Raw genomic sequence first — 25,645 nt, forward strand, 5'->3', positions numbered from 1 at the left:
CTTACCTCTCTCACTCCTCGGCGTCCCAGTGCAAATTGGCTCCTTCGTTGTATTTGGTGAAGATTGTGCTGTCCACGCCGTTCTGGAAGCCGATGATCGACTCATCCGACCACCGCCCCTCCCCCGCCGCGACCTCGATGGAATGCTCAGCCGATGCGATCGTGGCGTTGCGGCCGCTCTGCCACTGTTCGTCCCCCTCTTCGTACGCTTGCTGGGAACTATCGCGCTCGAACTGATCCGTGATACTGCCCGTGAGCTTGTTGGCCCCCCACCCCACGGCTCCTCCGAGGACGGGAATTCGGCCCGTCGTCTCCTCGATCACCAGGCCGGCGACTTCCTCGGCGAGTCCGAGCCTGCTGTTGAACGCCTCGTCTGACTCGACGATTCCGTCACGAATAGAATCGGCCCGCGCGCTGCTCATGATGCCCGCGACCGTGGCGCCGGGTGTGACTGCGAGGTTGATTCGGTCCGCCGTGGACGGGTCCTCGATGTCTATGTGGTTCATCGCCACGTCGACGGCGATGGTGGTGTAAGCCTGCTGTGCTCCGGTGATAGCGGCGTAGGCATCCGGGTCCCGACCCACCTGGAACAGGAAGTAGTCGACGTCCACGTCGTTCAGGAGCGTGGGTGGATTTCCGTCGTAATGAAGGTCGATGCCCGTGAGGCTGTGCTGGATGTCCGGCATGAACGCCGCGCTCATCGTGCCCAGTTGCGACCGGAGGTCAACGTACGGGCCGTCGTCGGTGATGAGGGCGCCCTCGTCGTCGGAGAAGCGCTCCATTACCTCGCGCATGATCTGGTCGCCCTCCGCCGTGCGGGCGAACGGGGCGTCGCTGCCGGCTGGGCGGCCCGTGGTGGCGGCCTCCATGGCGTCGCCGAAGCCGCTGTAATCGAAGCCGGGGAGGCCGTGCTCGCCCTCGGGGACGAGGGGGTGCGACCAGTCGCGGGCGATCAGCCAGTCGAGGTTCTCCTCGTTGCTGAGGTACTCGGTGGCCGCGTCCGGGTGTTGGCCCATGATGCCGAGCACGCCCTCCATGGGGTCCATGGCGATGCGCGATTCCGGCGTGCCGACGTCGAAGAAGGTGCGGTCCATCGGGCCGTAGTGGTCCCAGAAGTACTCGTCCTCGGTCTCGGCGGCCTGGACGTCCTCGGCGACGTCGACGAGGAAGCCGGTGGAGTAGCCGTTGCCCTCCTCCATCATGTTCAACAGCATCTGGTAGCCGCGCGTGTTGACCATGCCGTGCGCACGGTCCTCGGTGAACGTCACCTCGTACGTGCCCCGACCGACCTCGTAGAAGTCGGCCATGAAGTCGTTGTACCACTGGGCCTGCGAGGTGTTCTCCCAGTGCACGTACGTCGGGTCGCCCGAGGGCGGCTTACCGACGTCGGTGGCGGAGGCGAGGGAGTTGGCGACGTTCGTCTGAAGGTCCGTGAAGCCGCTGCGGAGTGCCTCGTCGGCGGTGCCAGCCAGCTCGGGCAGCCTCTCAGCCAACTGGACCAAGCCCTCCGGGCTGATCTCGGACATCAGGGCGCGGTTGAAATCGCCGCTCAGCGGGACATTGTTCACGTGCGTGAGAAACTCGTTGAGCGCATCGAGCTCCAACAGGGCGATGTCTTCGTCGTTGACGACGTCGTCGATGACGTCGTTGACCAGATCACCGGCCTCCGCCGCGTTCTCGCCACTCAGAGACTGGAAGGCGGCGAGCCTCTCCTGGTGCGCCGTGTACTGAGGGCTGGTGGACCACTCCTCCCATCCCTCGTCGCCCTCCTTGATGTTGCCTGGCAACCAGAACGCGCCGGTCAGAATGGTGGCCATGTCCGCACGCAGGCGGTTGGCGTCGTGCGGGTCCTCCATCTCGCCGGCGCGGTCCTGAATCTGTTGGGACAGCTCCAGGAAGTTGTCCATGCCCATCTGGTCGACGAGCGCGGCGGCGAAGTCCGGGTTGTCGGCGTAGGCGCCCAGCAGCGATGCCATCTGCGCGATGTCCGCGTCCGTGAGCTCGCCGTCCCGGGCCAGTTCCAGGAACGCGTCGATGTTGTCCTGGCCGAGCACCTCGAACGCGGCGTACGGGTCCGTCTCGACGTCCGCCGTGCCGTCGCCGTACATGATGTCGGTGTAGTCCACCGCCGGCATGTCCCCACGGAGCAGGTCCGCCTTGTCGCGTAACTGGCCCGCCGTGTCCATCAGCCAGCTCAGTAACGGGGCGAGCGAGGACATCTGCGCCGAGGCGTCCAGGTTCCTGGCGCGGTCGAAGGCGTTCGCGAGCGCACCGTACGTCGCACCGTCTCCGGCCGGGCACAGCTTGTCGGCCAGTTGATCTAAGTGCTCCGGGTTCGCGCTGTTCGTTTCCCCCATGACAAAATCTCCCTCCCCGCGGCCCGAGCCTCCCCTTCATGCGTCGTGTGAAACGCACGATGTCCCGTGCCGGTAACGCTTGAGGGAACCGTGCGGAGCGGCCGGTGTAAAGCCACTGTGGCCGAAACGGTCACAGGTGCGATCGGTCGCGACGCCCGGGCGCCTACTCCCGGCGGAGTACCCGGGCCCGCCGGGGGCGCCGTACGGTGAGGGTGTGATCAGGACGGCGTTGCTGGTGGTGGGGGTCGGTTGTCTGACGGCCGCCGATCTGGTGGCGAACGTGCGGGGGACCCGGGAGGACGACTGGTTCAGCTGGCTGGTTCTCGGCGGCTCGCTGGCCGGGCTGTTGGTGTACCGGCTCCGTCCCGTCCTCGCGGCGGTGGTGACCGGGGCCGGCGTGGCGGTCTGGACGCTGTACGGGCACATCGGCGAACTGCTGAACCTGCCGGTGATGATCGCCCTGTACTCGGTGGCGGAGCGGGGCGGCCGGCGGCGCACCGTGCGCACCGCCGTGGTGGCCTCGGTGGCCTCGGGCATCGTGGCGGTGGTGTCGGGCCAGGAGGAGGGGCGGCCGTTTCCGTCGCCGGTGATGGAGATGATCTGGCCGCTGGTGCCGCTGCTGCTCGGCGAGGTGGTGCGTGGCCGGCGCGAGCTCACCGCGTACTACGCGGAGCGCGCGCGGCGTGCGGAGCGGGAGCGCGAGCTGGAGGCGGCGCGCCGGGTGCGCGCGGAGCGGGTGCGGATCGCCCGCGAGGTGCACGACATCGTGGCGCACACCGTCTCGGCGATGACCGTGCAGGCGGGGGTCGCGCTGGACGCGTTGGACCGGCGGCCCGAGCTGGCCAGGTCGGCGCTGCGCCAGGTGCGGGCGTCGGGCCGGGAGGCGGTGCGGGAGCTGCGGGCGACGGTGACGGTGCTGCGGGACGACGATTCCCGGGAAGGCGCGGAGGCGAGTGCCGCGGAGCCGGCGCCCGGCCTTGACCAGCTGGAGGAGTTGGTCGACCGGATGGCGGCCGGGCGGCTTCGGGTGACGCTGGACGCGGAGACCGGCGACCGGGCGCTGCCCCCGGTGGTGGAGCTCGCGGCGTACCGGATCGTGCAGGAGGCGCTCACCAACGTGCTGCGGCACGCGAACGCCCGGCAGGCGACGGTGGCGGTGCGCCAGCCAGGACCAGGACCCGGGCGCGGGTCCCTGCTCGTCGAGGTGGTGGACGACGGACGCGGCACCGGCGCCCGCGATGGTGCGGGCGGCGGCTTCGGGCTGGTGGGGATGCGGGAGCGGGCCGCGGCGGTGGGCGGCACGCTGGAATGCGGTCCGGCGCCGGGCGGCGGCTTCCGGGTCAGGGCGGAGCTTCCGGTGCTTCCGGTCGGGGAGGGCGCGTGACGGTCCGGGTGGTGCTCGCCGACGACCAGACGGTCGTCCGCGCCGGCTTCCGCGCGCTGCTGGAGCTCAGCGACGATCTGGTCGTGGTCGCCGAGGCCGAGGATGGCGGGCGGGCGGTCGAGGCGGTGCGCCTGACCCGGCCCGACGTGGTGCTGATGGACATCCGGATGCCGCGCGTGGACGGGCTGGAGGCCACCCGCCGGATCGCCGCGGACCCGGCGCTGGACGCGGTGCGGGTGCTGGTGCTGACCACCTTCGAGGCCGACGAGTACGTCTTCGAGTCGCTACGGGCGGGTGCCGCGGGCTTCCTGCTGAAGGACGTGGAACCGGACGGGTTGCGCGCGGCGATCCGCACCGTGGCCGCCGGGCAGAGCCTGCTGGACCCCGCGGTCACCCGGCGCGTCGTCGAGGAGTTCGCCCGGCTGCGCGCGCCGCTCGCCGAGGGCGCGCGCCGGCTGGCGCCGTTGACCGGCCGGGAGCGGGAGGTGATGGCGCTGGTGGCCGCCGGCCTGTCGAACGAGGAGATCGGCGGCCGACTGCTGATGTCGCCGCTGACCGCAAAGACGCACGTCAGCCGGGCGATGACCAAACTGGGCGCGCGCGACCGCGCCCAGCTCGTGGTGCTGGCCTACGAGACGGGTCTGGTGCGCGCCGGTGGGACCGGACCGCTCCCCTGACCCGAGGGTCTAGGGGACGGCGGGGCCGAGTGGTTGGAGGCGGACGGTGGCGGGGTCGGCGTCGGTCTCGGCGGTGATGTCGGCGATCTCCCAGAGCTGGTCGGCGATCTCGACGGTGGCGCCGATCGGGGTGTCGTCGTAGCTGGCGAGGTTCGCGCCCTCGGCGTTGAGCTGGATGCTGGCGGTGGCCGGGTCCTCGTCGATGCTGGTCACCGCGACGCTGAGTGGCGGGTCTGGGCGGTCGTCGGTGATGCCGGTGTGGAGTTCCCAGAATCCGCCCTGGGTGATCGGCCACTCGGGGTCGGTCTCGACGGCGTCGGGGTCCTGGGCGAGGGCCTGGTCGGCGGGGGTGAGGATGACGCGGTAGGTGCAGATCTGGCTGACGGTCCAGTCGTTGCCCTGGACGGTGAGCTGGTCGTCCAGCGACAGCGTCGTGGTGTCGCCGCCCTGGGTGAGGTCGGCCTGTCGGTCGGTGCCGTCGCTGCTGGCCGCGGCGTAGCTGAGGGTGCCGCCGCCGGGCAGTTCCGTTTCGCCGCCGAAGAGGGCGCGGGTGCCGGTGGGGTCGGCCTCGCCGACGCATTCCGGGCCCGGGTCGGCCTGGCCGGTGTTCTCCCCGTCCTCGCCGCCCTGCTCGCCACCCGAGCCGCCGGAGCCGCCCGGGTCCTCGGACTCGGAGTCGCCGCAGCCGGCGAGAAGCAGCAGCAGAGCCGCGGCGACGGTGGCGGTGGCGGTGGCGGTCGCGGTCCTGGTGCGGGTCATCACGCGACCTCCTTCCCGCCCGTCGCGTCGCTCGCGGCCGGGCCGAGCAGCTTCAGCCGCACCGAGCCCGCCTCGAACCCCCGGTCCTTCCAGCTCACGTCCATCCGCCCGGTGTCGATCTCCGCGATCTCCCAGCGCTTGTCCGCGATCTCCACGACGTCGCCGACCCGCGCGTCCTGGTACTTGGCCGCCACCTGACCCTCGGACCTGACCAGGATGGTGGTGCGCGGCGGATCGTTCCTGATCTTCAGCACCACGACGCTGTACCGGGCGCCCTTGCGGTCGCGTGGAATGTGCCAGTGCAGCGTCCAGTACCCGTCCCGGGTCACCGGCCAGTCCGGCAGGGCGCCCCTGCCGGCGTCCTCGTTGATCTCCTCAGCCATCACCGTTCTCCTGTTCCCGCTCGGGTCGCCGCCATTCCGGATCGTCACGGGACATTCATAGCCGTCGGGTCGTCGAAGGCCTCTTCGAACTCCTCGGGCGTGGCCTCGATCGGCGGGAAGTCGTCGCGTCCCCACGGGTTGCCGATGAGGATGTTCCCGTCGTCGGTGAAGCCGACCACGTAGTAGGCGTGGCTGTCCGTGTACCCCTGGTCCTCCCAGCTGTCGGGGGCGTCCCCGGTGGAGGAGACCATCACGGACTTGCCGCCCTCGAACGCCTGCTTGACGTTGTCGAAGTTGCTGCCGCCCCAGTCCCAGAACCCGGAGGAGATGTCCTCCGCCTCGCCACCAGTGAGGTACGGCACCGCGTTCTCCGCCCAGTCACCCTCGATGGCGCCGTACGATCCCGGCGGGTCCTCGTCGTAGACCTGCGCGAACGCCTTCTCGTAGTAGGCCGGCCACAGCGGGCCGCCGCCGTCGCTGGCGGAGACCGGGTCGCCGTTGTCGTTGAGCGGCAGCTCGGCGCTGACGGTGACCCACTGCATGTTGCCCTCGGCGTCCCACAGCCGGACGCTGACCGTGCCGTTGTCGTTCTCGCGTATGCCCTCCCGGACAAACTCCGGATTGGCCTCGGTCAGCGCGGCCAGCGAGGCCAGGAACCAGCAGTCACCGAAACTGCCCTGGTCGATGTCGTGGACGTCGACCTCGTCGTTGTTGAACATCGGCTGGTCGCTCGGCGGCATGCCGTAGTCCTCGGAGCCGTCGAGGTACTTGCCGTTCATCATGTTGGGCTCGACGTCGAAGGCGGCCATGAACGCGTCGAGGTTGCCGCTGTTGACGTTCGCGAAAAGGTCGCTGAGGTGGGCGTTGCGCTCCTCGCGCGACACCCCCATGAAGTTGCCGAGACGCGTCTGGTTGAGCAGCTCGTTCCACTCCTCCAGCTGTCCCTCGGGCACCTTGGACAGGACGATGTTCAGCTCGGCGGCGCTGAGACCCTCCAGCTCCGCCATCGCCGCCTGCATGTCCTCGGTGTTGGTGGGTGCGCTGAGGCCGTCGTCGTCGTTGAGGTTGTCGAAGAACCGCACCGCCTCGTCGATGTCCTCCTTGCTGGGCGGCTCCTCGTCGAGGAAGATGTCGTCGTCGGTGACCGGGTAGTCGGTGCCGTCCAGCTCCATGACGGCGTCCAGCTGGTCGCAGCGCCGCCCCATCTCCGCGGACATGCCGTTGAGGTCGTCGTTGAGCGCCAGCGGGAGCGTGCCGGATCCGCCGAACGGCAGGCCGTCGAGGACCACGTCCGTGACACCGGAGGTGCGCACCTTCTCCAGGTCGCCGTCGTACGTCGCCGGGCCTGTCGCCATCGCCGTGTGCGCCTTGTTCAGCACGGTGGCGATGTCCAGGTGCAACGTCGGCGCCTCGTCCCCCAACGTGGACAGATCACCCGCGAGCGATCTGATCTCCCCGACGTCGAAGCCTCGGTAGCTCATCAGTTACCCCCCTCGTCGTCCTCGCGGCTGCCCGCCTCGTCGTCCATCTGACCGGCCTCGTTCTCCCACCGCGTGGCGTCCGCGAGCAGACTGCTCGCCATGGCGCGCAACGTCGTCTGCTGCCCCCGCAGATGCCCGGACGCCTCCTCCGCGTACGGCCCGGTCCAGATCGACGGGTCGTCCCCGGTCGCCTTCGTCACCGCGGAGTCCAGATACTCCCCCAGCGAACCGGCCAACTCCCGCGCCCGGGTGGCGGCCTCCCGCAGCTTCTCGGCCCGGTCACCGAGTTGCTCCGGCGTCAAGTCATCCATGCCGCACACACCTCGTAATTCGTCCCCGTCTATGCGGCGTTGACGCTAGCAAAGGGTACGACCGCCCGGCAGGAGCCGTGGAACAGGCGTTACGAAATCCGGACGGAGGACCGACAGTTCGCTCGCAACGCCGGCCGGAACGCGTTCATCCGGTCACAACGCGTGTCCGCCGGCGACCTGGAGCACCTGCCCGGTGATCCACCTCGCCTGGTGGGAGGCCAGGAAGACGACGGCGTCGGCGATGTCCGCTGGTTCGCCGACGCGACCCATCGGGACGAGGGTCCGAGCGTGGTCGAGGACCTCCTCGGTCATCCACCCGGTCTGCACCGGCCCCGGGGCGACGGCGTTGACCCGGATGCCGGCGGCGGCCAGGTCGAGCGCGGCGCCCCGGGTGAACGCCTCCAGCGCCGCCTTGGACGTGCCGTAGCCGATCTGACGCGGGAAGGCGCGGGCGGCGTCGGTGGAGACGTTGACCACGCAGCCGGGCTCGGCGGCGCCCCGGCGGTCGGGGACACGCCGGGCCAACTCGGCGGTGAGCAGCGCCGGGGCGATGGCGTTGACCCGGTAGTGGCGGCCGAGGCTGTCGGCGGTCAACTCGTCGATGGTGTCCGGGGCCTCGCAGTGCGCCGCGTTGTTCACCAGCACGGCGACCCGGCCCAGGCGCGCCTCGACGGCGTCGAAGAGCGCGGGCGCGGCGTCCGGCACGGCCAGGTCCGCGCCCACGGCGACGACGCCCGCCTCGGCCCCGCCCAGCCCGGCAACCAGGTCCTCGGCGGCGCGCGCCCCCGGCGTGACGTGCTCCCACCGCACGCCGGCCGGCGGCTCGGCGCCGTCCGGGCCCGGCGCGTCGAGGTAGTGCGCCGCGACCCGCGCGCCCTGGGCCGCGAACGCCCGCACGATGGCCGCCCCGATGCCGCCGTTGCCGCCGGTGACCAGCACCACCCGGCCGGCGAGTCCCGTATCGATCACCGCGGCATCATCGCCGCGGCGGGCGCCGGGTTCAACCGGATTAGTGCCTGGTCGGTGCCCGTGTCGGCGCCCGTGTCGGCGCCGGCTGGGCGCCGGGGCGCTCTCGGCCTCACCTCCCGGTCAGCGCCCGGCCAGCGCCGGGTCGGCGCCGGCGCGGCCTCGTCGCCGTAGGGTGCGACGCATGGACATCAGTGTGGTAGCAGCGTCACGGGAGGACGACCGGCCGCCGTTGGAGGCGGTGCGGGTCGGGCTGCTCGCGGACCGGCTCGGCTATCCGGAGGTCTGGCTGGGCGAGGGCCCCACCTGGGACGCGTTCGCCCTCGCCACCGCCATCGGGGTGCGCGCGGAGCGGATCGCGCTGACCGCGGGCCCGGTGCCCGTCTCGGTGCGCGACCCGGCGACCATCGCCCGGGGCGCGGCGGGCGCCGCCGCGCTCACCGGCCTGCCGGTCGGGGTGGCGCTCGGCGCCTCCAGCGTCCGCGTGGTCGAGGAGGTGCACGGCCGTTCGCGGGCCGGCGTCGCCGGCGTGCTGGAGGAGAGCGCGGCGGCGGTGCGCACCCTGCTGGGCGGCCAGGTCGCGGAGTGGGGCGCCGGTTTCCGGCGCCGGCTGGCCCCGCCCGGCGGGGCGTTGACCGTCGCGGCCTTCGGCCCCCGGGCCATCGCCACGGCGGCGCGGCACGCGGACCGGATGGTGCTCGACCTGGTCTCGCCCGAGCAGGTGCGCGAGCTGCGGGCCAAGCTGGACGCGGCGGCGGAACAGGCGGGACGGCCGGCGCCGCCCCGGCTCGCGGCGTGGCTGCCGGCGGCCGTCGATCCGGTGCCCGAGTCGTACTCGCACATCCTCGGCGGCATCGCCGGCTATCTCACGGTGCGCGGCTACGCCGAGATGTTCGTCGCCGCGGGCTACCAGGAGGCCGTCGAACTGGCCCGCGCCGGGGCGCCGTTCGAGGAACGGCTGGCCGCGCTGCCGCGGGCCGCGGCGAGCCTGCTGGGGCTGGTCGGGGACCTCCCGACCGTGCGGGCCCGGCTGGCCGAGTACGCCGCGGCGGGCCTCGACGAGGTCGCGATCGCCCCGGCCACCAAGGGCGATCCGGACGGGCGCCGCACCCTGACCGCGCTGGCCCCCGGCTCGGCCTGACGACCGCGGCGGCCGGGAGGTTAGGCTGCGCGGATGCCTGACGCCGGTGCCGCGACCGACCGTTCCGCCGCGGTGGCGGCCCTGCTGACCGGGCGTCGGGGCACGCCCGTTGCCGTCGAGGAGTGGCGGCGGCTGGAGCCCTGGGCCGTCGCCCGGGCGCGGCTCGACGGCCCGGGCGGTCCGGAGACCGTCGTGGTGAAGTGGGTGCGCCGGTTCCACAGCCAGACGGCGCCCGACGAGTGGCGGCTGCGCAGCGAACTGGCCGCGCTGGGCTTCCTCGCCGAGGACCGCGGCGTCGCGCTCGCGCCGCGGGTGCTCGCCGCCGACCTCGACGCCGGCCTGCTGATCCTGGAGGACCTCGCGCCGCGCACCGCGCTCGATCTGCTGCTGCGCCGCGACGGGGCCGCCGCGCACGCCGACCGGCTGGCCGCGTTCGCCCGCGCCTGCGGCGAGTTGGGCGCCGCGACCGCCGGCCAGGCCGGCGCCTACTACGCCCGCCGAGCCGCGCTCGGCCCGGTGGATCCGGCGGCCGACCGGATGGGACCGTTCGCCCGGCTGCGGGAGGAGGCGCGACGGCGGGCCGCGGCGCTCGGCGCCCCGCTCGCCGACCGGGCCGCGGCGGAACTGGCCGCCGCGCACGCCGAACTCGCGGAGCCCGGCCCGTTCCTGGCGCTGAGCAACAACGACGCGCAGCCCAACAACGTCCTGCTGCACGCGGCGGGCCCGCCCGAGGCCCGGCTCATCGACTTCGAGTTCGCCGGCTTCACCCACGCCCTCCGGGACGCGGTGTGGCTGCACGTGCCGGGACCGGCGTGGATGTCGGTGGGCGATCCCCAGGGCACCGGCCTCGCCGACGACTACCGCCGCGCGTTGGCCGAGGGCGTGCCGGAGGCGGCGGACGACCTGCGGTACGGCCCGGGCCTCGCGGCGGCATGCCTGGACTGGGCGATCATCCGGCTGCAGCGCCTCGCGACGCTGGACGACAGGCCGGCCGGCCACCCGAGCCGGCCGCAGCTCGTCGCGACCCTGGAGGCCGCGGCGCACACCGCGGAGGCGTTCCGGGCGCTGCCGCGGCTGGCGGGCTGGGCGCGGCGGGTGGCGGCGCTGCTGCGGCGACGCTGGCCGGACGCGGACCTCGACCTCGCCGATCCGGCGGCGTTTCCCGCGTTCGCGCCGCGCCGGTGACCGGGGGAGGCCGGCGGGTACGCCGGTGGGAGTAGCCGCCGACTCCCGGTGGCGGATGGCGGGCGCGGCGCCGGTGCCTAGCGTCGGAGGGGTGATCGAGGCACGCGAACTCACCAAGAGATACGGGGACGGCACGGCCGTCGACCGGTTGTCCTTCAGCGTCAGGCCGGGCCGGGTGACGGGCTTCCTGGGCCCGAACGGCGCCGGCAAGTCCACCACCATGCGGCTGGTCCTGGGGCTCGACGCGCCGACGTCGGGACGGGTCACCGTGGCCGGCCGGCCGTATCGGGAGCTGGCCACCCCGCTGCGGGTGGTCGGCTCGCTGCTGGACGCCGGCGGCGTGCACGGCGGGCGTTCCGCCTACCAGCACCTGGCCGGGCTGGCCGCCAGCAACGGCATCCCGCGCCGCCGGGTCGACGCGGTGCTCGACCTGGTCGGCCTCGACCCGGGCACGGCGCGCCGCCGGGTGCGCGGCTTCTCGCTGGGCATGGGCCAGCGGCTCGGCATCGCGGGCGCGCTGCTCGGCGATCCGGAGGTGCTGATCCTGGACGAGCCGGTCAACGGCCTGGACACGGAGGGCATCCGGTGGATCAGGGACCTGATGCGCTCGCTGGCCGCGGAGGGGCGGACCGTCTTCCTCTCCAGTCACCTGATGAGCGAGATGGAGCTGACCGCGGACCATCTGGTGGTGATCGGTCGCGGCCGACTGCTGGCGGACGCGCCGATGCGGGAGTTCCTGGAGTCGCACGCCGGGGCGCGCACGCTGGTGCGCGCCCCGGAGGCGGAGCGGCTGCGTGAGCTTCTGGAGGGCGCGGGCGCCGTGGTGCGGCCCGGGCCCGACGCCCGGGGCGGCTGGCTGGTGGAGGGGCGGGACGCGGCGGCCGTGGGCGAGTTGGCGCGGGCGAACGGGCTGGCGCTGCACGAGCTGACCCCGCGTCGGTCCTCGCTGGAGGAGGTCTACACGGCGATGGCCGCGGACGCCGCCGAGTACCGGGCCGCGCCGGGGGCGCGGCGGGGAGAGGGAGTCGTCCGATGACGGGAGAGCGTCCGATGACGGCGGAGCGGACCGGGCGGGACGAACGCGACGGGGCGACCGCGGGGTCGGGGCCGGGTGCGTTCGGTCGGGCGTTGGCGTACGAGTGGATCAAGTTCCGCAGCGTGCGGTCCACCGTGTGGACCGCGTGGACGATGGCGCTGCTGCCGGTGCCGGGCGCGGTGTTCGTGGCGGCCACCGAGAGCCTCCAGCCCGACGACACGGTGCTCGGCGGCAGCCTGACGATCGCGGTGCCGGCGCTGGCGCTGGCCGCGGTGGTGGGCGCGCTGGTGGTCTGCGGCGAGTACGGCAGCGGCACGATCCGCACGACGTTCGCGGCGGTGCCGCGCCGGGGCGTGGTGCTGTCCGCGAAGGCGGTGCTGGTGGGCGGGCTGCTGTTCGCCCTCGCGCTGCCCTCGTGCGCCGGCGCGTACCTGGTGGGCGACGCGCTGCTGGGCGAGGAGTACGCCCAGGGGGAGCCGATGCCCGCGCTGCTCGGGGTCGCTGCGGCGTTCGCCGTCGCGGGACTGCTCGGACTGGCCGTGGGCACGTTGGTGCGGCACGCGGCGGGCGCGATCACGGCGGTGGTCGGGGTGTTGCTCTTGCCGTCGATGCTGGGGCCGCTGTTCGGCGACGCCGAGCGGTGGGTGGCGGGCGTCTCCCCGACCGCGGCGCTGGAGAAGCTCACGCAGACCTCGGACGCCTCGGCCGAGGCGGTCGGCAGCCTCACGGCGTGGCCGTCGTTGCTGCTGGTCACCGGCTACACGGCGGCGGCGCTGCTCGGCGCGGTGATCGTCCTGCGCCGGCGCGATGTCTGACAGCACAGGTAATGTCACTCTCAGTAATCGAAATGGTTTGAGGAACACGCCGGTTCCCGGGGTCCGGGAATGGGGGAAGGGGAGGACGTCATGACTCGCATCGGAGGTCACACGGGACGCCAGGAGGAGCGTCCCGGGGCGCGCCGCGACGAGTTGGGCCGACGCGGTTTCGTGCGGGGGGCGGCCGGGGCGGTGGCGACCGGCGCGCTGCTGGCCGGGGCCGGCGCGGCTCCGGCCGTCGGGGTACCGGCCGAGGGACGCCGGATCCGGGTGGTGGCGGAGGAGCGGGTGGACGAGCGGCTGCTGCGGCTGACCGTCGACTCGCCCGCCCTGGGCGGCACCGAGGCGGTGGAGTTGCTCGTGCCGACCGACTGGGACCGGCGCGGGCCCGACGCCGGCTGGCCGACGCTCTACCTGCTGCCCGGCGGGGACGGCGAGCCCACCATCTGGACCGAGCAGCATCGGGTCCAGGACCTCGACGAGTTCCGTCAGGTGCTGGTGGTGATGACGGCCATGCCCCTGTTCGGCTTCCACACCGACTGGTGGAACGGCGGCGCGGGCGGGCCCCCCGCCGTGGAGACCTTCCACGTCCACGAGTTGATCCCGCTGCTGGAGCGGGCGTACGGCGCGGGCCGGCGGCGGGCGGTTGGCGGTGATTCGCAGGGCGGGTACGGCGCGCTGGGCTATGCCGCCCGTCACCCCGGGCTGTTCCGCGCGGTCGCCTCGTACAGCGGCCCGCTGCATCCGCTCGCGCATCCGGAGGTGTGGCTCGGCGGCGCGCGGCTCTTCGGCATCGACGGGACCGCGATCTGGGGTGATCCGGTGGCCCAGCGCGCCAACTGGCGGGCGCACGACCCGTACTTCCTGGCGGACCGGCTCGGCGGGACTCCGGTGTACATCTCGGCGGGCGACGGCACCATGGGGATGCTCGACGACCCCGACCGGGAGGACGACCCCGTCATCCCGGGCACGGAGGAGGTGGCGGAGTCGTTCCCCGACAACGTGGTCTCGCTGACCGAGGGGGTGATCGGCCGGGAGTCGCGGGCCACGGCCGAGCGGCTGATCGCCGCCGGCACGCCGGTCACCGCGCACTTCTATCCCGGCACGCACACCGGAACGTACGGATGGCGGGAGCTGCGCCTGTCAATGCCGCTGCTGCTGGGTGCCCTGCTGGGGTAGCCCTGGTCGGGCGGGGTCAGGGCCGGACCAGGAGCAGGGTCTTGCCGAGCACCTCCCGCGACTCGATCGCGGCGTGCGCCGCCGCGGCCTGGTCCAGCGGGAAGGTCCGGCCGATGACCGGCCGGATCTCGCCCGCGGCGGCCAGGGCCAGGGCCCGGCCGGCCCGCGGGACCGCCGCCCGGGGCGTCACCTGGAGATCCGCGATCCCGCGCAGCGTGATCCCGCGGCGCTCCGCCTCCGCCGGGTCTGTGGCGGTGAAGCCGCCGCCGGGTGCGCCGTGCGCGGACACCCGGGCCCCGTCGGCGGCGAGTCCGAACGCGGCGCGGCCGATCTCGCCGCCCGCGCCGTCCCACAGCACGTCGACGCCCCGGCCGTCGGTCGCGGACCGCACCGCGTCGTCCCAGCCGGGCTCGGTGTAGTCGACGGCGAGTTCGGCGCCCAGGTCCCGGAGCAGCCGTAGCTTGCGCTCGCCCCTGGCGGCGCCGATGACCCGGGCTCCGGCGGCCCGCGCGAGCTGCACCAGCAGCACGCCCATGCCGCCGGCCGCGGCGGTGATCAGCACGAACTCGCCGGCGCGGGGCGCGGACGGTTCGGCCACGCCGAGGGCCGTGAGGCCGTCGTGCACCAGCGCCGCCGCCTCGCGCACGCCGAGGCCGTCGGGCACCGGGATCAGCGCCTCGGCGTCCGCGGTCACCCGTTCGGCGTAGGAGCCGTTGGCCACGCCGATGGTGACGACGTCCCGGCCGACCCATCCGGGATCCACGCCGTCGCCCACGGCCGCCACGCGTCCGGCGGCCCCGCCGCCCGGCACGTACGGCGGCCGGGTCGGGAACCACTCGGTGGCCGGGCCCCGCCGGATCATGGTCTCGATGTGGAGGGTGTCCACCGCGGCCACCTCGATCACCGCCTGGCCGGCGCCGGGCACCGGTTCCGGCGCCTCCCTGGCCTCCAGCACCTCGGGACCGCCGAACCGCACGGCCTGGATCTCTCGCATCAGCGCTGCTCTCCTCGGAGTCGGGCGCCGCCGCGATCGGCGGCACGAGAGCAGTCTGAAACCTCAATCAACCTTGAAGTCAACCGCCGCCGCCGTCGCCGTCGCCGGCCGCGCCGCCGCTGGACGCGCCGCCGCTGGACGCGCCGATATCGCCCTCGATCTCGTCGTGCAGCCGGGCGCAGATCCGCGCCAGCAGCCGGGACACGTGCATCTGGGAGATGCCGAGCTGCTCGGCGATCTTGCTCTGCGTCATCTCCTCAAAGAAGCGCAGATAGAGAATCGTCTGTTCGCGTTCGGGAAGATCGCGCAACTTGGGCTTGATCGCCTCGCGGTAGACGACCTGGTCGAACCCCGGGTCGGGCAGGCCCAGCGTGTCGTTGAGCGTGTAGCCCTCACCGGTGCCCGGCACCTCGGCGTCCAGCGACAACGGACTGTAACTGTCGAGGGCTTCCAGGCCGATGCCGACCTCCTCGGGCGACAGCCCGGTGCACTCGGCGATCTCCGCCACGCTCGGCCGGCGGTCGTCGAGCCGGCAGTCCAGCTCGCGGCTGGCGGCCCGCACCCGGTTGCGCAGTTCCTGGGTGCGGCGTGGCACGTGCACGCCCCACAGATGGTCGCGGAAGTGCCGCTTGACCTCGCCGACGATCGTCGGCACGGCGTAGCTCTCGAAGGCGCAGCCGCGCCGCGGGTCGTACCGGTTCACGGCCTTGACCAGGCCGAGCGCCGCCACCTGCTCCAGGTCCTCCAGCGACTCGCCGCGGTCGCGGAAGGTGCGGGCGAGGCGCCCGGCCATCGGCATCCACGCCCGTATCACCTCCTGGCACAGCTCCTCGCGCTCCGGCCCTTCGGGAAGCGACGCGATGCGCTGGAACTGCCCCGAGGTGTCCGGGGCGTCATCGTGTGGATGCCGGCCCTGCCGGGTGGGCCTCTGCCGGTCTCCGGTGCGCACAGACGTTGTGGTCATGGCAGCTCTCCCACGGCGAGGAGGCCGGCGCCCTGGTCACTCTCGGCGCTCGCGCCGGCAGGCTCTCCAGCCCGCCGCAACGCGCCTCTCGCCCGAATCGCTCGGAAGCTCGAAGACTCCACGCCCGACCGCGCTGGGCAGGAACGACGTCTTCGGCATCGGTCTCCCAAGCAGTATCAGGTGCGTTGGGAGATGACGCGACAGCAAACAACGCCGCCCGAGCCCCGCCACGCTCGGACAGGCGTTCGTCACCGTTCGTGGCGCCGTCGAGGGTGCGGGACGCCCCGGACGGGAGTACCGTGACGAAGAGGTCCGATGTTCAACTATCCCGGCGTCGCCCCGCTCTCTCGCTGGAGGCCCCCATGGACATCCTCGTACTCATCGGCCGGATCCTCTTCGGCGCGCTCTTCCTCAACTCGGCCATCGGCCACCTGACGCAGAGCAAGGCCATGGCGGGTTACGCGGCCTCCAAGAAGATCCCCGCCGCACAGGCCACGGTCCTCGCCTCCGGCGTGCTGCTCCTGCTGGGCAGCGTGAGCGTGCTGTTCGGCCTCTGGGCGGACCTCGGCGCGCTGCTGCTGCTCGCGTTCCTGGTGCCGACCGCCCTGTTCATGCACAACTTCTGGACGGTGTCCGACCCCGAGGCCCGGCAGGCGGACATGATCCAGTTCCTCAAGGACATGGCGCTCGCGGGCGCGTCGCTGATGCTGCTCGCCTTCTTCGCCTTCGCCGGAGACGACCTCGGACTCACCTTCACCGGCCCGCTCTTCAACATCGACTGACGACCCGCCGGCACCTGATAGCTTCCCTCAGGACGGCCCGGACCCCACCCGCGACGTCACCCGCGCGACCGGGAACCGCCGTCGGGGCCGGACCGTTCGATTTACGACGAACGGGACGAAGCGCTGGGGCGGGAAGGGTGAGACGCGGGTGAACCTGCTCGACGTGGTGCTGCTCCTCGCGGTGGTCGGCTTCGGCTTCTCCGGGTACCACCGCGGGCTGGTCGCCGGCCTCGTCTCGCTGGCCGGCTTCGTCGGCGGCGCCGCGCTCGGCGTCTGGCTGCTCCCGTACCTCATCGACCCCATGCAGCCGGAGACCATGGGCTCGACCCTCGCCGCCCTGGTCGTCGTGCTGCTGCCCGCCGCGGCCGGGCAGGCGCTGGCCTGGCCGCTGGCCGAGCGGCTGCGCTCCTCCCTCACCTGGGCGCCCGTGCGCTGGGTCGACGGCGTCGGCGGCTCGTTGCTCAACGGCGTGGCCGTGCTGATCGTCGCCTGGATCGCGGCCAGCAGCCTCTCCCCCACCCCCTCCCCCGGGCTGAACCGGGCGATCCAGGAGTCCAGCGTGCTGGGCGGGGTGCAGGACCGGATGCCGGAGCAGGCGCCGACCTGGTTCAGCCGCGCCTCCGACGCGTTGAACGACGCCGGCTTCCCCCACGTCTACAACCCGTTCGAGAACATGCCGACCGCCGAGGTGCCCGCCCCCTCAGGGGACAACGTCACCGCGGCCGCGGTGAACGCGGCGCGGGAGAGCACGGTCAAGGTGCACGCCAGCTCCGGCTTCTCCGGACAGGCCGGCAGCGGCTTCGTCTACGCCGACGACCTGGTGCTGACCAACGCCCACGTGGTGGACGACGCCGGATCCGTCTCCGTGCAGGTCGGCGGCGTCGGCGAGCGATACGCGGCGGAGATCGTGGAGTTCAACGCGAACGCCGACGTCGCGCTCCTGGAGGTGCCGGGCCTCGACGCGCCCCCGCTGCCGCTCACCGCCGACGACGCGGACGCCGAGCGCGGCGACCCCGCCGTGGTCGCCGGGTATCCGGAGGACGGCGGCCTCGACCTCCAGGCCGCGACCGTCGCGGGCCGTTCCGCCGCCCAGGGCCAGGACATCCACGGCGAGAACGTCGTCACCCGCGACATCTACACCGTCCGCTCCACCGTCCGCCCGGGGAACTCCGGCGGTCCCCTGCTCACCACGGACGGCCAGGTCGCCGGCATGGTCTTCGCCCGCTCCGTCACCGACGACGAGACCGGCTACGTCCTGACCGCCGACCAGATACGCGCCGCCCTCTGACGCCTCGGCGTCCCGGACCCGGCCGTCTCCGTGCCGTCCCTCCCCGACGTGTCCTCCGTGCCCGCCGGGCCCTCGCTCAGCCCGCGGAGCACCTCGCGCACCGCCTGCGGCGTCCACATCTCGCGGGCGCCGGGCCGGGTCGCCAGGTACTCCGCCGCCCGGGCCGTGTCCCAGCCGTGCCCGGCCACCAGCCCCGCCCCCAACTGCCGGAGATACGCGGCGGACGGCGCGTTCAGCGGGAGATGCCCGGAGTCCCAGCCGCGCGGCGCGGTGAACGTCAGCACCGGGAACCCGGCCTGCTCGCCCACCCGCACCAGCGTCTCGTACCGCCCGGGTCCGAACCGCGCACGCCCGGTCCGCAGCGCCCCCGACAGGTCCAGGTCCACCCCCGGCGGACGCCCCATCTCCTGCGCCGCGATGTCGGAGAACTGCCCGACGGTCAGCAGGTACGCCCGCGCCGCCGTCTCCTCGCCCGCCGCGCCCGGATCGTAGAACGCCCGCCCGCCGCCCCACACCAGCGACTCGGTCGCGAAGTACAGCACCCCCGGCAGCAGCAGCGACAGCGTCCGCCCCGGCGGCCGCGGGTCCCGGCACCCCGGATGCGACCGCCGCCCGCCGACGGGCGTGCCCCCGCGCAGATAACAGGCCAGCCGGTCGGGGTGCATGTTGGACCCGTAGGCCGCGTACCAGACGCGCACCGGCCGACGAACCACGGATGGCCGCTCAGAAAACTCTCGCCCCGCATCCACCACTTGAGCCTTCCTCCCGGGATACTCACTGCGGTCCACGACCCGTACTTCCACCCACCTCGCAGCATCCCCAGGAGGACTCGTGGCAACTCCCACCCGCCGGCACGCCCTCGCCACCCTGGCCGGCCTCACCACCGCCGCCACCGCCGCCGCGTTCGCCTCGTCCACCGTGGCCGCCGCCCGCCCCCGCCCGCACGGCCCGGCCCCGCTGCCCCAGGCCCACGCGCACAACGACTACGAGCACGACCGCCCGCTGTTCGACGCCCTCGCCCACGGCTTCACCAGCGTCGAGGCGGACATCTGGCTGGTGGACGGCGAACTCCTCGTCGCCCACGACGCGGTGGACCTGGACCCGGCGCGCACCCTCCGCTCCCTCTACCTGGACCCGCTCGCCGCGCTCGTCCGCGCCAACGGCGGCTCCGTTTACCGCGGTTCCGACCTCCCGCTGCAGCTCCTCATCGACATCAAGAACACCGGCGAGGCCACCTACCGCGAACTCTCCCGCCAGCTGCGCCGCTACGCGCCCATGCTGAGCGTCGCCGTCGGCGGCGTGTACGGGGCGGTGCGCGAGGGCGCGGTCACCGCCGTCATATCCGGCGAGCGCGACGCCCGCATCCCGATGGAGCAGGAGTACATCCGCCGTGCCTTCTACGACGGCCGGCTCGACGACCTCGCCACCGACGGCCCGAACCCCTCCGCGTTCATCCCGCTGATCAGCACCAACTGGACCCAGAGCTTCAGCTGGCTCGGCGAGGGCCCCTTCCCGGACGCCGAACGCGAACTCCTGCACTCCATCGCGACCACCGCCCACTCCCGCGACCAGCGCCTCCGCTTCTGGGCCACCCCCGACACCCCGGGCCCGGCCCGCGAGGCCGTCTGGCGCGAACTCCTCGCCGCCGGCGTCGACCACCTCAACACCGACGACCTCGCCGGACTCGAGGCGTTCCTGCGCGCCCAGCCCGGCCGCGACTGACCCGTCACCAGCCGGGATCGCGCCTCGGCCGGGCCCTGCGACGGGCCCAGGCCAGGGCGCTCGCCCCGGTGCCCAGCACCCAGAGGACGCCGAGCCCCGGCCACGGGGCGTCCGGCGCGCGAAGGTGCGCCACGGCCAGCGAGGCGAGGATCACCAGCGGGCCCCGCACCTGCCACAGCACCGCCTGGATCGGTCCGGTGTTGCCCATCGGCGTCTCGTGGCCCAGCAGCAGCGCCGCCGGCATGATTCCGCGGTAGGCGCTGACCAGCGCCGCGCCCACCAGCGCGGGAACGCCGGCGAGCAGCAACACCGGCGCGCCGCCGCCCGCCAGGGCGACCGGCGGCGCGCCGGTCACCAGCAGCAGGGCCGCCGGCAGCAGGCCGTGCCGCAGCGCGAGCCGTTCCGCCGGCCAGGGCAACGGACCGGCGCGCCGCCCGTCGTCCGCCTCCACCCGGGCCGGTTCGGCGAGTTGCCCGGCGGCGAGGTAGCCGGCCAGCAGCGCCGCCAGCGTGACGGGGGCGCCGTGCCGGTCCGCCAGCGGGGCGCAGACCAGCGCGACGGCCCACCACACCGCGGCCCACACCAGGCGGCCCGGCTCGCGCAGCAGTCCGGTCGCGTCCCGCCACGGGACCAGCAGGGCCCGGCGGCGCGGCAGCGGCGGCCGGCGGCCCGGCCGGGGCCGCCGGCCACTGGCCCGGCGCACGGTGGCGCGGCCCTGCCGCAGGTCGAACGCGTACAGCGCGGCGGTCAGCCGCACCGCCACCGTCGCCTGCTCCCGCAGCATCCGCGCGGGCAGCCGGGGCACCGCCCGGCGCGCGGCGACGACGGCGGCCCCGGTCCCGGCGGCCACCAGCAGGGCGGCGCCGGCGCCCACGAGGCGGGGCACCCGCCCGACGGCGGCCAGCAACGGCACCGCCGCCAGGACGGCCAACGGCACCGGACCGGCCAGCGCCGGCCACACCGCCCCGGCTCGTTGCACCGCCACCCCGGCCGTCACCCCGAGACAGGCCGCGGCGCCGCCGGCGCCCGCCCCGGCGAGCACCGCCTGCCACCAGCCGCCGCCCCCGAGCGCGTGCACCAGGAGCCCGGCCATGCCGCCGCCGACCACGCCGAGGACCGCCGCCCGAACCAGCGCACCGTGGTACCGCGGCAGCAACAGGGGCGTCCGGTCCACCGGATGGGGCAGCACCCACGCCACGGTCGGGGCGTCCAGCAGCACCGGACCGCGCCAACGGGCCCGCAGCGCCGCCGACAGCGGCACCAGGGCCAGCACGGCGGGCGCGACCAGCGGCAGCGCGTCGAGCATCCGGCCGGCCGTCGCGCCGTGCCAGTCGCCGTCCCCGGCGGCGTCGACGACCGACACCAGGTACGGGACGCCCCACACCGCGCTCAACAACGCGACGCAGTAGAGGGCGTACGCGCGGCGCCGCCGCTCCGCCCGGCGCTGGCCGCGGCGCAACTGCCACAGGTACCCCAGGGCGTCGACGGACCCCGCCGCCGCGCGCGACCCGTTGGGCTCGCCAGCCTCGTCGGGCTCGCCTGGCTCGGCGGCCTCGTCGGGCTCAGCGGTCGACGTGGGCACGCAGCCGCCCGTCGTCCAGCGTGAACGCCCGGTCCCCGACCGCCTCGGCCAGCCGCTCGTCGTGTGTGGCGACCAGCACCGCCGCCCCGCCGCGCTTGGCGTCGTTCACCCGCCGCGCCAACTCCTCCCGGGCCCGGGTGTCCAGATGCTGTTCCGGCTCGTCGAGCACCAGCAGCGCGTACGGCCGCACCCACGCCGCCGCGAGCGCCAGCAACTGCGCCTGGCCCGAGGACAGTCCGGACGGCAGCGCGTCCCCGTGGCCCGCCAACCGGTGCTCCGCCAACGCCCGGGCCACGACCGCGCCGGCCTCGGCCCCCGCCCCGTGGGCCAACGCCACGAACATCAGGTGTTCCCGCACGGTCAGGTCCGGATAGCAGGCCCCGACCTCCAGCACGGCCGCCACCCCGGCCCGGAACCCGGCCGCGTTCTCGTCCGCCGCCTCGCCGCGGAACGCCGCCGTCCCCTCCGCCGGCCGCTCGCGCCCCGCCGCGATCCGCAACAAGGTCGACTTCCCCGCCCCGTTGCCCCCCACCACCACGACGCACTCCCCGGCGGCGACCCCCAGCGTCACCCCGACGAGGACGTCCCGCTCTCCGTAGCCGTGCACCACCCCCGCCAGCCCCAGAACGTCCATGCCCCCCATGGAATCAGCCACCCCGCGGTCCCCTTCTGGCGGGTTGCGGACGCTGGGTGGTGGCAATACAGACCGCTCGCGCGATTTCGGCCCCGGAGGCGTGATTCAGGCGTACTGTCGGCTCACCCCCCACAACGGCCCTCGCCGTGGCGGCCCCTCCCCTCAGCGGCGAGGGCCACCCCGCGCCGGCCTTTTGTCAAGGAATCATTGACACGCAGAGCCCTGTCAAGGAATTCTTGACAGATGGATGCCGAATCGAGCCCGCCGACCCGCCCCGCCGTTCGTCCGGCCGCCGGCCTCGCCTGGCTCTCTACGCTGCTGGGGCTGACCGGCGCGCTGCTCGCGCTCCACGCCGCGACGGAGAGCACCCTGCTGCTGATCCTCTTCGCCCTCGTCGCGCTGACGACGTTCGTCGCGGGCGTGGTGCTGGCGGCCCGCTGGACGCAGGCGCAGGGGCGAGCCCAGGGACAGACGCAGGGACAGACGGAGGCCGACGCGGCGCGATTGGACGAGTTGGAGCCCCTCCCGCCCGACGCGCCCGAACCTCCGGCCGCGCATCCCGAGGACCGGCCGTGAGCGGTGCCGACCCGCTGACCGAGGGCGAGGCGGGCGCCCTGCGCGAGGCCGTCGCCGAGGCGGTGCTGGCCGTTCGCCCGCAGGGCCGCGAGGACCTCGACAGCGATCCCGCCGCCCATCTGGTCATGGTCGCCGCGTCCCGGGTCGCCGCCGAGGAGACCAGCCGGCTGCTGCGCCAGTCCATCAACGGGGCCCGCGCCGCCGGACACAGCTGGGAGACGGTCGGGCGGCTGCTGGGCATCAGCCGGCAGGCCGCGCAGCAGCGCTTCGGGGCGGCGGCTCACCCCCAGCCCTCGGACGGCGCGACCGCCGGGCCCGAGGCGGCCGCCGGCCCGGAGGCCGCCGCCCCGCACCGCCGCGTCCTCTCCCCGCTCAACGCCTTCAACGAGATGGAGGCTCTGGCGCGGGCCGGCCGCCGCGGCTGGCACGTCGTCGACTACGGCTACCTGCACCACCTCGTGGAGTCGTCACCCCGGCAGTGGGAGCACCAGCGGCTGTGGTGGCCGACGGGACGCCGGCGGCGCCGGATGGACGAGCAGGGCTGGGAGCTGATCGTGCCGACGGACTTCGACTCGCCCTGGGCCTACTACAAGCGAGGCCTGGACCTCCCGGCCGAACCCGGCCTCGAATGACGCCGTCCCTCCCCGGCCACCGGCCGGGGACGGGGCGTCAGGTGGGGGCGGGGACGTCGTCGATCCAGGTGTAGCGCGTGCCGCCGCCCTCCGTGGAGCGGAGCTCGTAGAGGCCGATGTCCCGGTCGGCCTCGCGGGCGGCGAGCATCAGGGGCAGGACCGCCTGGCCGGTGATGATGAGATCGACCGTCCGGCCGTGGCGCGGACCGCCGTCGTAGCGGACGCGGATCACGTGAGGCGAAGCGGGAGACGCGCTGGACTCAGTCACGCATTCAGACTATCGGGGCACTCTGACATCAACCGGAGCCCGGCATACCCCCAATCACCGCCATTTCGGACAGCGCTCTCAACACCGCCACCCGAATGAGTGAGGGCCCTGGCCAGCGGTGCGGACCCAGCGCTCAGGGTGCCGGTCGCAGCACCGAACGCTGCCGGCCGAGCCCGCTGATCTCCAGCTCCACCACGTCGTCCGGCGCCAGATAGGGGAAACGACCGGAGAGGGCGACGCCCTGCGGGGTGCCCGTGTTGACGATGTCGCCCGGCTCCAGCACCAGGAACTGCGAGAGGTGGTGCACCAACTCGGCGACGCCGAAGATCATGTCGGCCGTCGTGGAGTCCTGCCGCGCCTCGCCGTTGACCCAGGAGCGCAGCCGCAACGCCTGCGGGTCCGGCACCTCGTCGGCGGTGACCAGCACCGGGCCGAGCGGGTTGAACGTCTCGCAGCTCTTGCCCTTGGACCACTGCCCGCCCGACTCCTCCAGCTGGTACGCGCGTTCCGAGACGTCGTCGCTGACCGCGTACCCGGCGACGTGTGCCAGCGCCTCCTCGGGCGAGGCCACGTACCGCGCCCGGCGGCCGATGACCACGGCGAGCTCGACCTCCCAGTCGGTCTTCTTCGAGCCGCGCGGGATCAGCACGTCGTCGTTCGGGCCGACGACCGTGTTGGGCGACTTGTAGAAGAGGATGGGGCGCTCGGGCGGCTCGGCGCCGGACTCGGCGGCGTGCGCGGCGTAGTTCTGGCCGATGCAGAGCACGGCCGAGGGGCGGGCGACGGGCGCGCCGACGCGTTCCCCCTCGATGCTGGTCTCGGGCAGGCTCGCCGGGTCGGGGACGAGGCCCGGGTCCTCGGCGAGCGCGGCGAGGAAGGGTCCGTCGATGTCGCCGGTGACCGGGCGCAGGTCGCGGTGCTTGCCGTCGGCCGCGGCGAGCACGGGACGTTCCTGGCCGGGCTGGCCGATCCGCATCAGACGCATGGTGGAGTGACTCCTCGTTCGGGTGCTGGGGGACGGAAGACGGGTGGGCGGGGAACCAGTGTCCCTCACCCGCCGGGAGCGCCCCCAGGTCGGGGGGTTCCCGCCCCCGGCCCAGGGCTCCCCGCCCCAGGGCTCAGGGGGCCGCCCTGACCTCGGGGTCGGCCGGCGTCGGTTCCGCGCCACGGGCGTCGCGCGCCGGCGCCCGCTCCTCCGTCACACCGCGCCCGAACGGCCGCCACGCCACCACCGTCAGCGCCGCCATCACCACCGCCGACGCCCAGAACGGGCCGGTGATCCCAAGCCAGCGGGCGATCGGGCCGCCGATCAACGCGCCCAGCGCCGCGCCGCCCATCCCGAACGTCATGAAGACGCTCTCCACCCGCCCGCGCAGCCGGTCGGGGACGGCACGCTGGCGCAGCGTCCGCTCCACCGACCACCACACCGAACCGTGCACGCCGAAGACGATGTAGACGGCCCCGGCCACCCACGCGCTACCGGCGAGGGCGAACCCGACGTGGGTGAGGGTCTCGATCACCAGACCGGCGCGCAGCAGCACCGACGGGCTGAACCACGCCTGGAGGCGCGGCGCGATCAGGGAGCCGACCAGGCCGCCGACGGCCACCGCGGTGAGGAAGACGCCGTAGCCGACCTCGCCGAGCCCGAGCCGCTCGCCCGCGTAGAGCACGAGAACCGACATGCCGGACATCAGCGTGATGTTCATCAGGCAGAGCGCGACGGTGACCATGCGGATGCCGGGGTGCCGCCACAGCCACCGCACACCCTCGGCGATGTCCGTGCGCACCGACCGCCGCGGCGGGGTGGCGTCCTCGACCTCGGGCGGTGACGCGCCCAGCGTTGGCGGCGCCTCGGGTCGGGGCGCCGGGACGGCGGCGTCCCGGCCGACTCCGCGGAGCGTGGAGATCAGCACGGCGGCGAGCACGAACGTCATCGCGTTGATGCCGAACGGCAGCGCCACGGCCGTCACGAAGAGCGTCGCGCCCAGCGGGGGCGCGGCGAAGCGGTTGAGCACGAAGAAGACGGCCTGCATCCGGGAGTTGGCGCGCGGCAGGTCCTCGGAGGCGACGACGGCCGGGATCAGCGAGGCCGCGGCCGTGTCGGCGAGGGTCTCGCACACGCCGAGCAGGAACCCGGCGGCGTAGACCGCCGGCAGCACCGTGGCCGGATCCTCGGGGCGCAGGGCCACGGCGAGCGCCAGTCCGCCGACCACCGCGGCGCGTACGGCGTTGACGACCACGATCAGCCGCCGCCGGTCGAGCCGGTCCACGAACACGCCGCTGACGAGCGAGAACAGCAGCCAGGGCAGCTGCTGCGCGAACATCGCGAGGGAGACGAGCACCGGGTCGTCGGTGACGGAGGCGACCAGCAGCGGTGCCGCGGCGGCGGCTATGCCGTCGCCGATGTTGGAGACCGCGGCGGCGCCCCACAGCCGGTTGAAGTCCCGGCCGAGACCGCGCTTCCGGTCCCGCCGCCCGCGTCGTCCCGTCAGCCGCCCCACGCGCGCAGGCTACGCGCCCGCCGGGTCGG

Annotated in this window: 26 protein-coding genes; 12 read left to right on the forward strand and 14 right to left on the reverse strand. The window is 73.9% G+C overall.

Annotated features, from left to right (window positions below):
• Positions 1-10 precede the first annotated feature (10 nt).
• Positions 11-2,356, reverse strand: a complete 2,346-nt coding sequence (locus ABGB06_RS09590; protein ID WP_347587286.1) for a DUF6571 family protein — start codon at positions 2,354-2,356, stop codon at positions 11-13.
• Between the two features lie 214 nt (positions 2,357-2,570).
• Between ABGB06_RS09590 and ABGB06_RS09595 the strand changes: the two genes are divergently transcribed.
• Both ABGB06_RS09595 and ABGB06_RS09600 read left to right on the forward strand, forming a co-directional pair.
• Positions 2,571-3,740, forward strand: a complete 1,170-nt coding sequence (locus ABGB06_RS09595) for a histidine kinase (RefSeq protein WP_347587288.1) — start codon at positions 2,571-2,573, stop codon at positions 3,738-3,740.
• Positions 3,737-4,417 (forward strand): response regulator transcription factor, encoded by a 681-nt coding sequence (locus ABGB06_RS09600; protein ID WP_347587290.1) that lies wholly within the window; start codon positions 3,737-3,739, stop codon positions 4,415-4,417. Before ABGB06_RS09595 ends, ABGB06_RS09600 begins: the two co-directional genes overlap by 4 nt.
• Positions 4,418-4,426: 9 nt before the next feature.
• Here the strand turns inward: ABGB06_RS09600 and ABGB06_RS09605 are convergent, their stop codons facing one another.
• The 5 genes from ABGB06_RS09605 to ABGB06_RS09625 all read right to left on the reverse strand — a co-directional run bounded on the left by ABGB06_RS09605 (position 4,427) and on the right by ABGB06_RS09625 (position 8,320).
• Positions 4,427-5,176: a hypothetical protein gene (locus ABGB06_RS09605; protein ID WP_347587292.1), complete on the reverse strand. Its 750-nt coding sequence runs from the start codon at positions 5,174-5,176 to the stop codon at positions 4,427-4,429.
• A complete protein-coding gene (locus ABGB06_RS09610) occupies positions 5,176-5,559 on the reverse strand; it encodes a hypothetical protein (protein ID WP_347587294.1) in 384 nt (127 codons plus the stop codon). The genes ABGB06_RS09605 and ABGB06_RS09610 overlap by 1 nt, the downstream gene beginning before the upstream one ends.
• A 44-nt stretch (positions 5,560-5,603) precedes the next feature.
• Positions 5,604-7,040: a C2 family cysteine protease gene (locus ABGB06_RS09615; protein WP_347587296.1), complete on the reverse strand. Its 1,437-nt coding sequence runs from the start codon at positions 7,038-7,040 to the stop codon at positions 5,604-5,606.
• Positions 7,040-7,351, reverse strand: coding sequence for a hypothetical protein (locus ABGB06_RS09620; protein WP_347587298.1), 312 nt, complete (start codon positions 7,349-7,351; stop codon positions 7,040-7,042). Before ABGB06_RS09620 ends, ABGB06_RS09615 begins: the two co-directional genes overlap by 1 nt.
• A gap of 153 nt (positions 7,352-7,504) precedes the next feature.
• Positions 7,505-8,320 carry an SDR family oxidoreductase gene (locus ABGB06_RS09625; protein WP_347587300.1) on the reverse strand — a complete coding sequence of 272 codons (816 nt, stop codon included), beginning with the start codon at positions 8,318-8,320 and terminating at the stop codon, positions 7,505-7,507.
• A gap of 181 nt (positions 8,321-8,501) precedes the next feature.
• Here ABGB06_RS09625 and ABGB06_RS09630 point away from each other — a divergent pair, with 181 nt between their 5' ends.
• From ABGB06_RS09630 to ABGB06_RS09650, 5 genes are all read left to right on the forward strand, one after another.
• Positions 8,502-9,458: an LLM class F420-dependent oxidoreductase gene (locus tag ABGB06_RS09630; RefSeq protein WP_347587302.1), complete on the forward strand. Its 957-nt coding sequence runs from the start codon at positions 8,502-8,504 to the stop codon at positions 9,456-9,458.
• A 33-nt stretch (positions 9,459-9,491) separates the two neighbouring features.
• Positions 9,492-10,643 (forward strand): hypothetical protein, encoded by a 1,152-nt coding sequence (locus ABGB06_RS09635; protein ID WP_347587304.1) that lies wholly within the window; start codon positions 9,492-9,494, stop codon positions 10,641-10,643.
• Between the two features lie 91 nt (positions 10,644-10,734).
• Positions 10,735-11,679: an ATP-binding cassette domain-containing protein gene (locus ABGB06_RS09640; protein ID WP_347587306.1), complete on the forward strand. Its 945-nt coding sequence runs from the start codon at positions 10,735-10,737 to the stop codon at positions 11,677-11,679.
• Positions 11,676-12,494, forward strand: a complete 819-nt coding sequence (locus tag ABGB06_RS09645) for an ABC transporter permease (RefSeq protein ID WP_347587308.1) — start codon at positions 11,676-11,678, stop codon at positions 12,492-12,494. The genes ABGB06_RS09640 and ABGB06_RS09645 overlap by 4 nt, the downstream gene beginning before the upstream one ends.
• 90 nt (positions 12,495-12,584) lie before the next feature.
• A complete protein-coding gene (locus tag ABGB06_RS09650) occupies positions 12,585-13,673 on the forward strand; it encodes an alpha/beta hydrolase-fold protein (protein WP_347587310.1) in 1,089 nt (362 codons plus the stop codon).
• A gap of 16 nt (positions 13,674-13,689) precedes the next feature.
• Here ABGB06_RS09650 and ABGB06_RS09655 read toward each other — a convergent pair whose 3' ends face one another.
• Positions 13,690-14,667, reverse strand: coding sequence for a zinc-binding dehydrogenase (locus ABGB06_RS09655; RefSeq protein ID WP_347587312.1), 978 nt, complete (start codon positions 14,665-14,667; stop codon positions 13,690-13,692).
• A gap of 79 nt (positions 14,668-14,746) precedes the next feature.
• A complete protein-coding gene (locus ABGB06_RS09660) occupies positions 14,747-15,631 on the reverse strand; it encodes a SigB/SigF/SigG family RNA polymerase sigma factor (protein ID WP_347587314.1) in 885 nt (294 codons plus the stop codon).
• Positions 15,632-15,993: 362 nt separating this feature from the next.
• Here ABGB06_RS09660 and ABGB06_RS09665 point away from each other — a divergent pair, with 362 nt between their 5' ends.
• Positions 15,994-16,413 carry a DoxX family membrane protein gene (locus ABGB06_RS09665; protein WP_347587316.1) on the forward strand — a complete coding sequence of 140 codons (420 nt, stop codon included), beginning with the start codon at positions 15,994-15,996 and terminating at the stop codon, positions 16,411-16,413.
• A 148-nt stretch (positions 16,414-16,561) separates the two neighbouring features.
• Positions 16,562-17,701 (forward strand): MarP family serine protease, encoded by a 1,140-nt coding sequence (locus ABGB06_RS09670; protein WP_347587318.1) that lies wholly within the window; start codon positions 16,562-16,564, stop codon positions 17,699-17,701.
• Here ABGB06_RS09670 and ABGB06_RS09675 read toward each other — a convergent pair.
• On the reverse strand, positions 17,662-18,366 hold the full coding sequence (locus ABGB06_RS09675) for a histone deacetylase (RefSeq protein WP_347587548.1): 705 nt from the start codon (positions 18,364-18,366) through the stop codon (positions 17,662-17,664). The genes ABGB06_RS09670 and ABGB06_RS09675 overlap by 40 nt on opposite strands.
• Positions 18,367-18,532: 166 nt before the next feature.
• Here ABGB06_RS09675 and ABGB06_RS09680 point away from each other — a divergent pair, with 166 nt between their 5' ends.
• Positions 18,533-19,423, forward strand: a complete 891-nt coding sequence (locus ABGB06_RS09680; RefSeq protein ID WP_347587320.1) for a phosphatidylinositol-specific phospholipase C/glycerophosphodiester phosphodiesterase family protein — start codon at positions 18,533-18,535, stop codon at positions 19,421-19,423.
• 4 nt (positions 19,424-19,427) lie between these two features.
• Here ABGB06_RS09680 and ABGB06_RS09685 read toward each other — a convergent pair whose 3' ends face one another.
• Both ABGB06_RS09685 and ABGB06_RS09690 read right to left on the reverse strand, forming a co-directional pair.
• Positions 19,428-21,005: a DUF6297 family protein gene (locus ABGB06_RS09685; protein WP_347587322.1), complete on the reverse strand. Its 1,578-nt coding sequence runs from the start codon at positions 21,003-21,005 to the stop codon at positions 19,428-19,430.
• Positions 20,986-21,639, reverse strand: coding sequence for an ATP-binding cassette domain-containing protein (locus ABGB06_RS09690; RefSeq protein ID WP_347587324.1), 654 nt, complete (start codon positions 21,637-21,639; stop codon positions 20,986-20,988). The genes ABGB06_RS09685 and ABGB06_RS09690 overlap by 20 nt, the downstream gene beginning before the upstream one ends.
• A gap of 243 nt (positions 21,640-21,882) precedes the next feature.
• Between ABGB06_RS09690 and ABGB06_RS09695 the strand changes: the two genes are divergently transcribed.
• Positions 21,883-22,215: a hypothetical protein gene (locus ABGB06_RS09695; protein ID WP_347587326.1), complete on the forward strand. Its 333-nt coding sequence runs from the start codon at positions 21,883-21,885 to the stop codon at positions 22,213-22,215.
• Positions 22,212-22,847, forward strand: a complete 636-nt coding sequence (locus tag ABGB06_RS09700; protein WP_347587328.1) for a hypothetical protein — start codon at positions 22,212-22,214, stop codon at positions 22,845-22,847. The genes ABGB06_RS09695 and ABGB06_RS09700 overlap by 4 nt, the downstream gene beginning before the upstream one ends.
• Positions 22,848-22,884: 37 nt before the next feature.
• Here ABGB06_RS09700 and ABGB06_RS09705 read toward each other — a convergent pair whose 3' ends face one another.
• The 3 genes from ABGB06_RS09705 to ABGB06_RS09715 form a co-directional block, all read right to left on the reverse strand.
• Positions 22,885-23,115, reverse strand: coding sequence for a hypothetical protein (locus ABGB06_RS09705; RefSeq protein WP_347587329.1), 231 nt, complete (start codon positions 23,113-23,115; stop codon positions 22,885-22,887).
• Positions 23,116-23,248: 133 nt separating this feature from the next.
• Positions 23,249-24,100 (reverse strand): fumarylacetoacetate hydrolase family protein, encoded by an 852-nt coding sequence (locus tag ABGB06_RS09710; RefSeq protein ID WP_347587331.1) that lies wholly within the window; start codon positions 24,098-24,100, stop codon positions 23,249-23,251.
• A 133-nt stretch (positions 24,101-24,233) separates the two neighbouring features.
• Entirely contained in the window at positions 24,234-25,616 is a 1,383-nt protein-coding gene (locus tag ABGB06_RS09715; protein WP_347587333.1) for an MFS transporter, read from the reverse strand.
• Positions 25,617-25,645 lie beyond the last annotated feature (29 nt).

It is taken from the genome of Streptomyces sp. B6B3 (assembly GCF_039871525.1).
Taxonomy (GTDB): Bacteria; Actinomycetota; Actinomycetes; order Streptomycetales; family Streptomycetaceae; genus Streptomyces.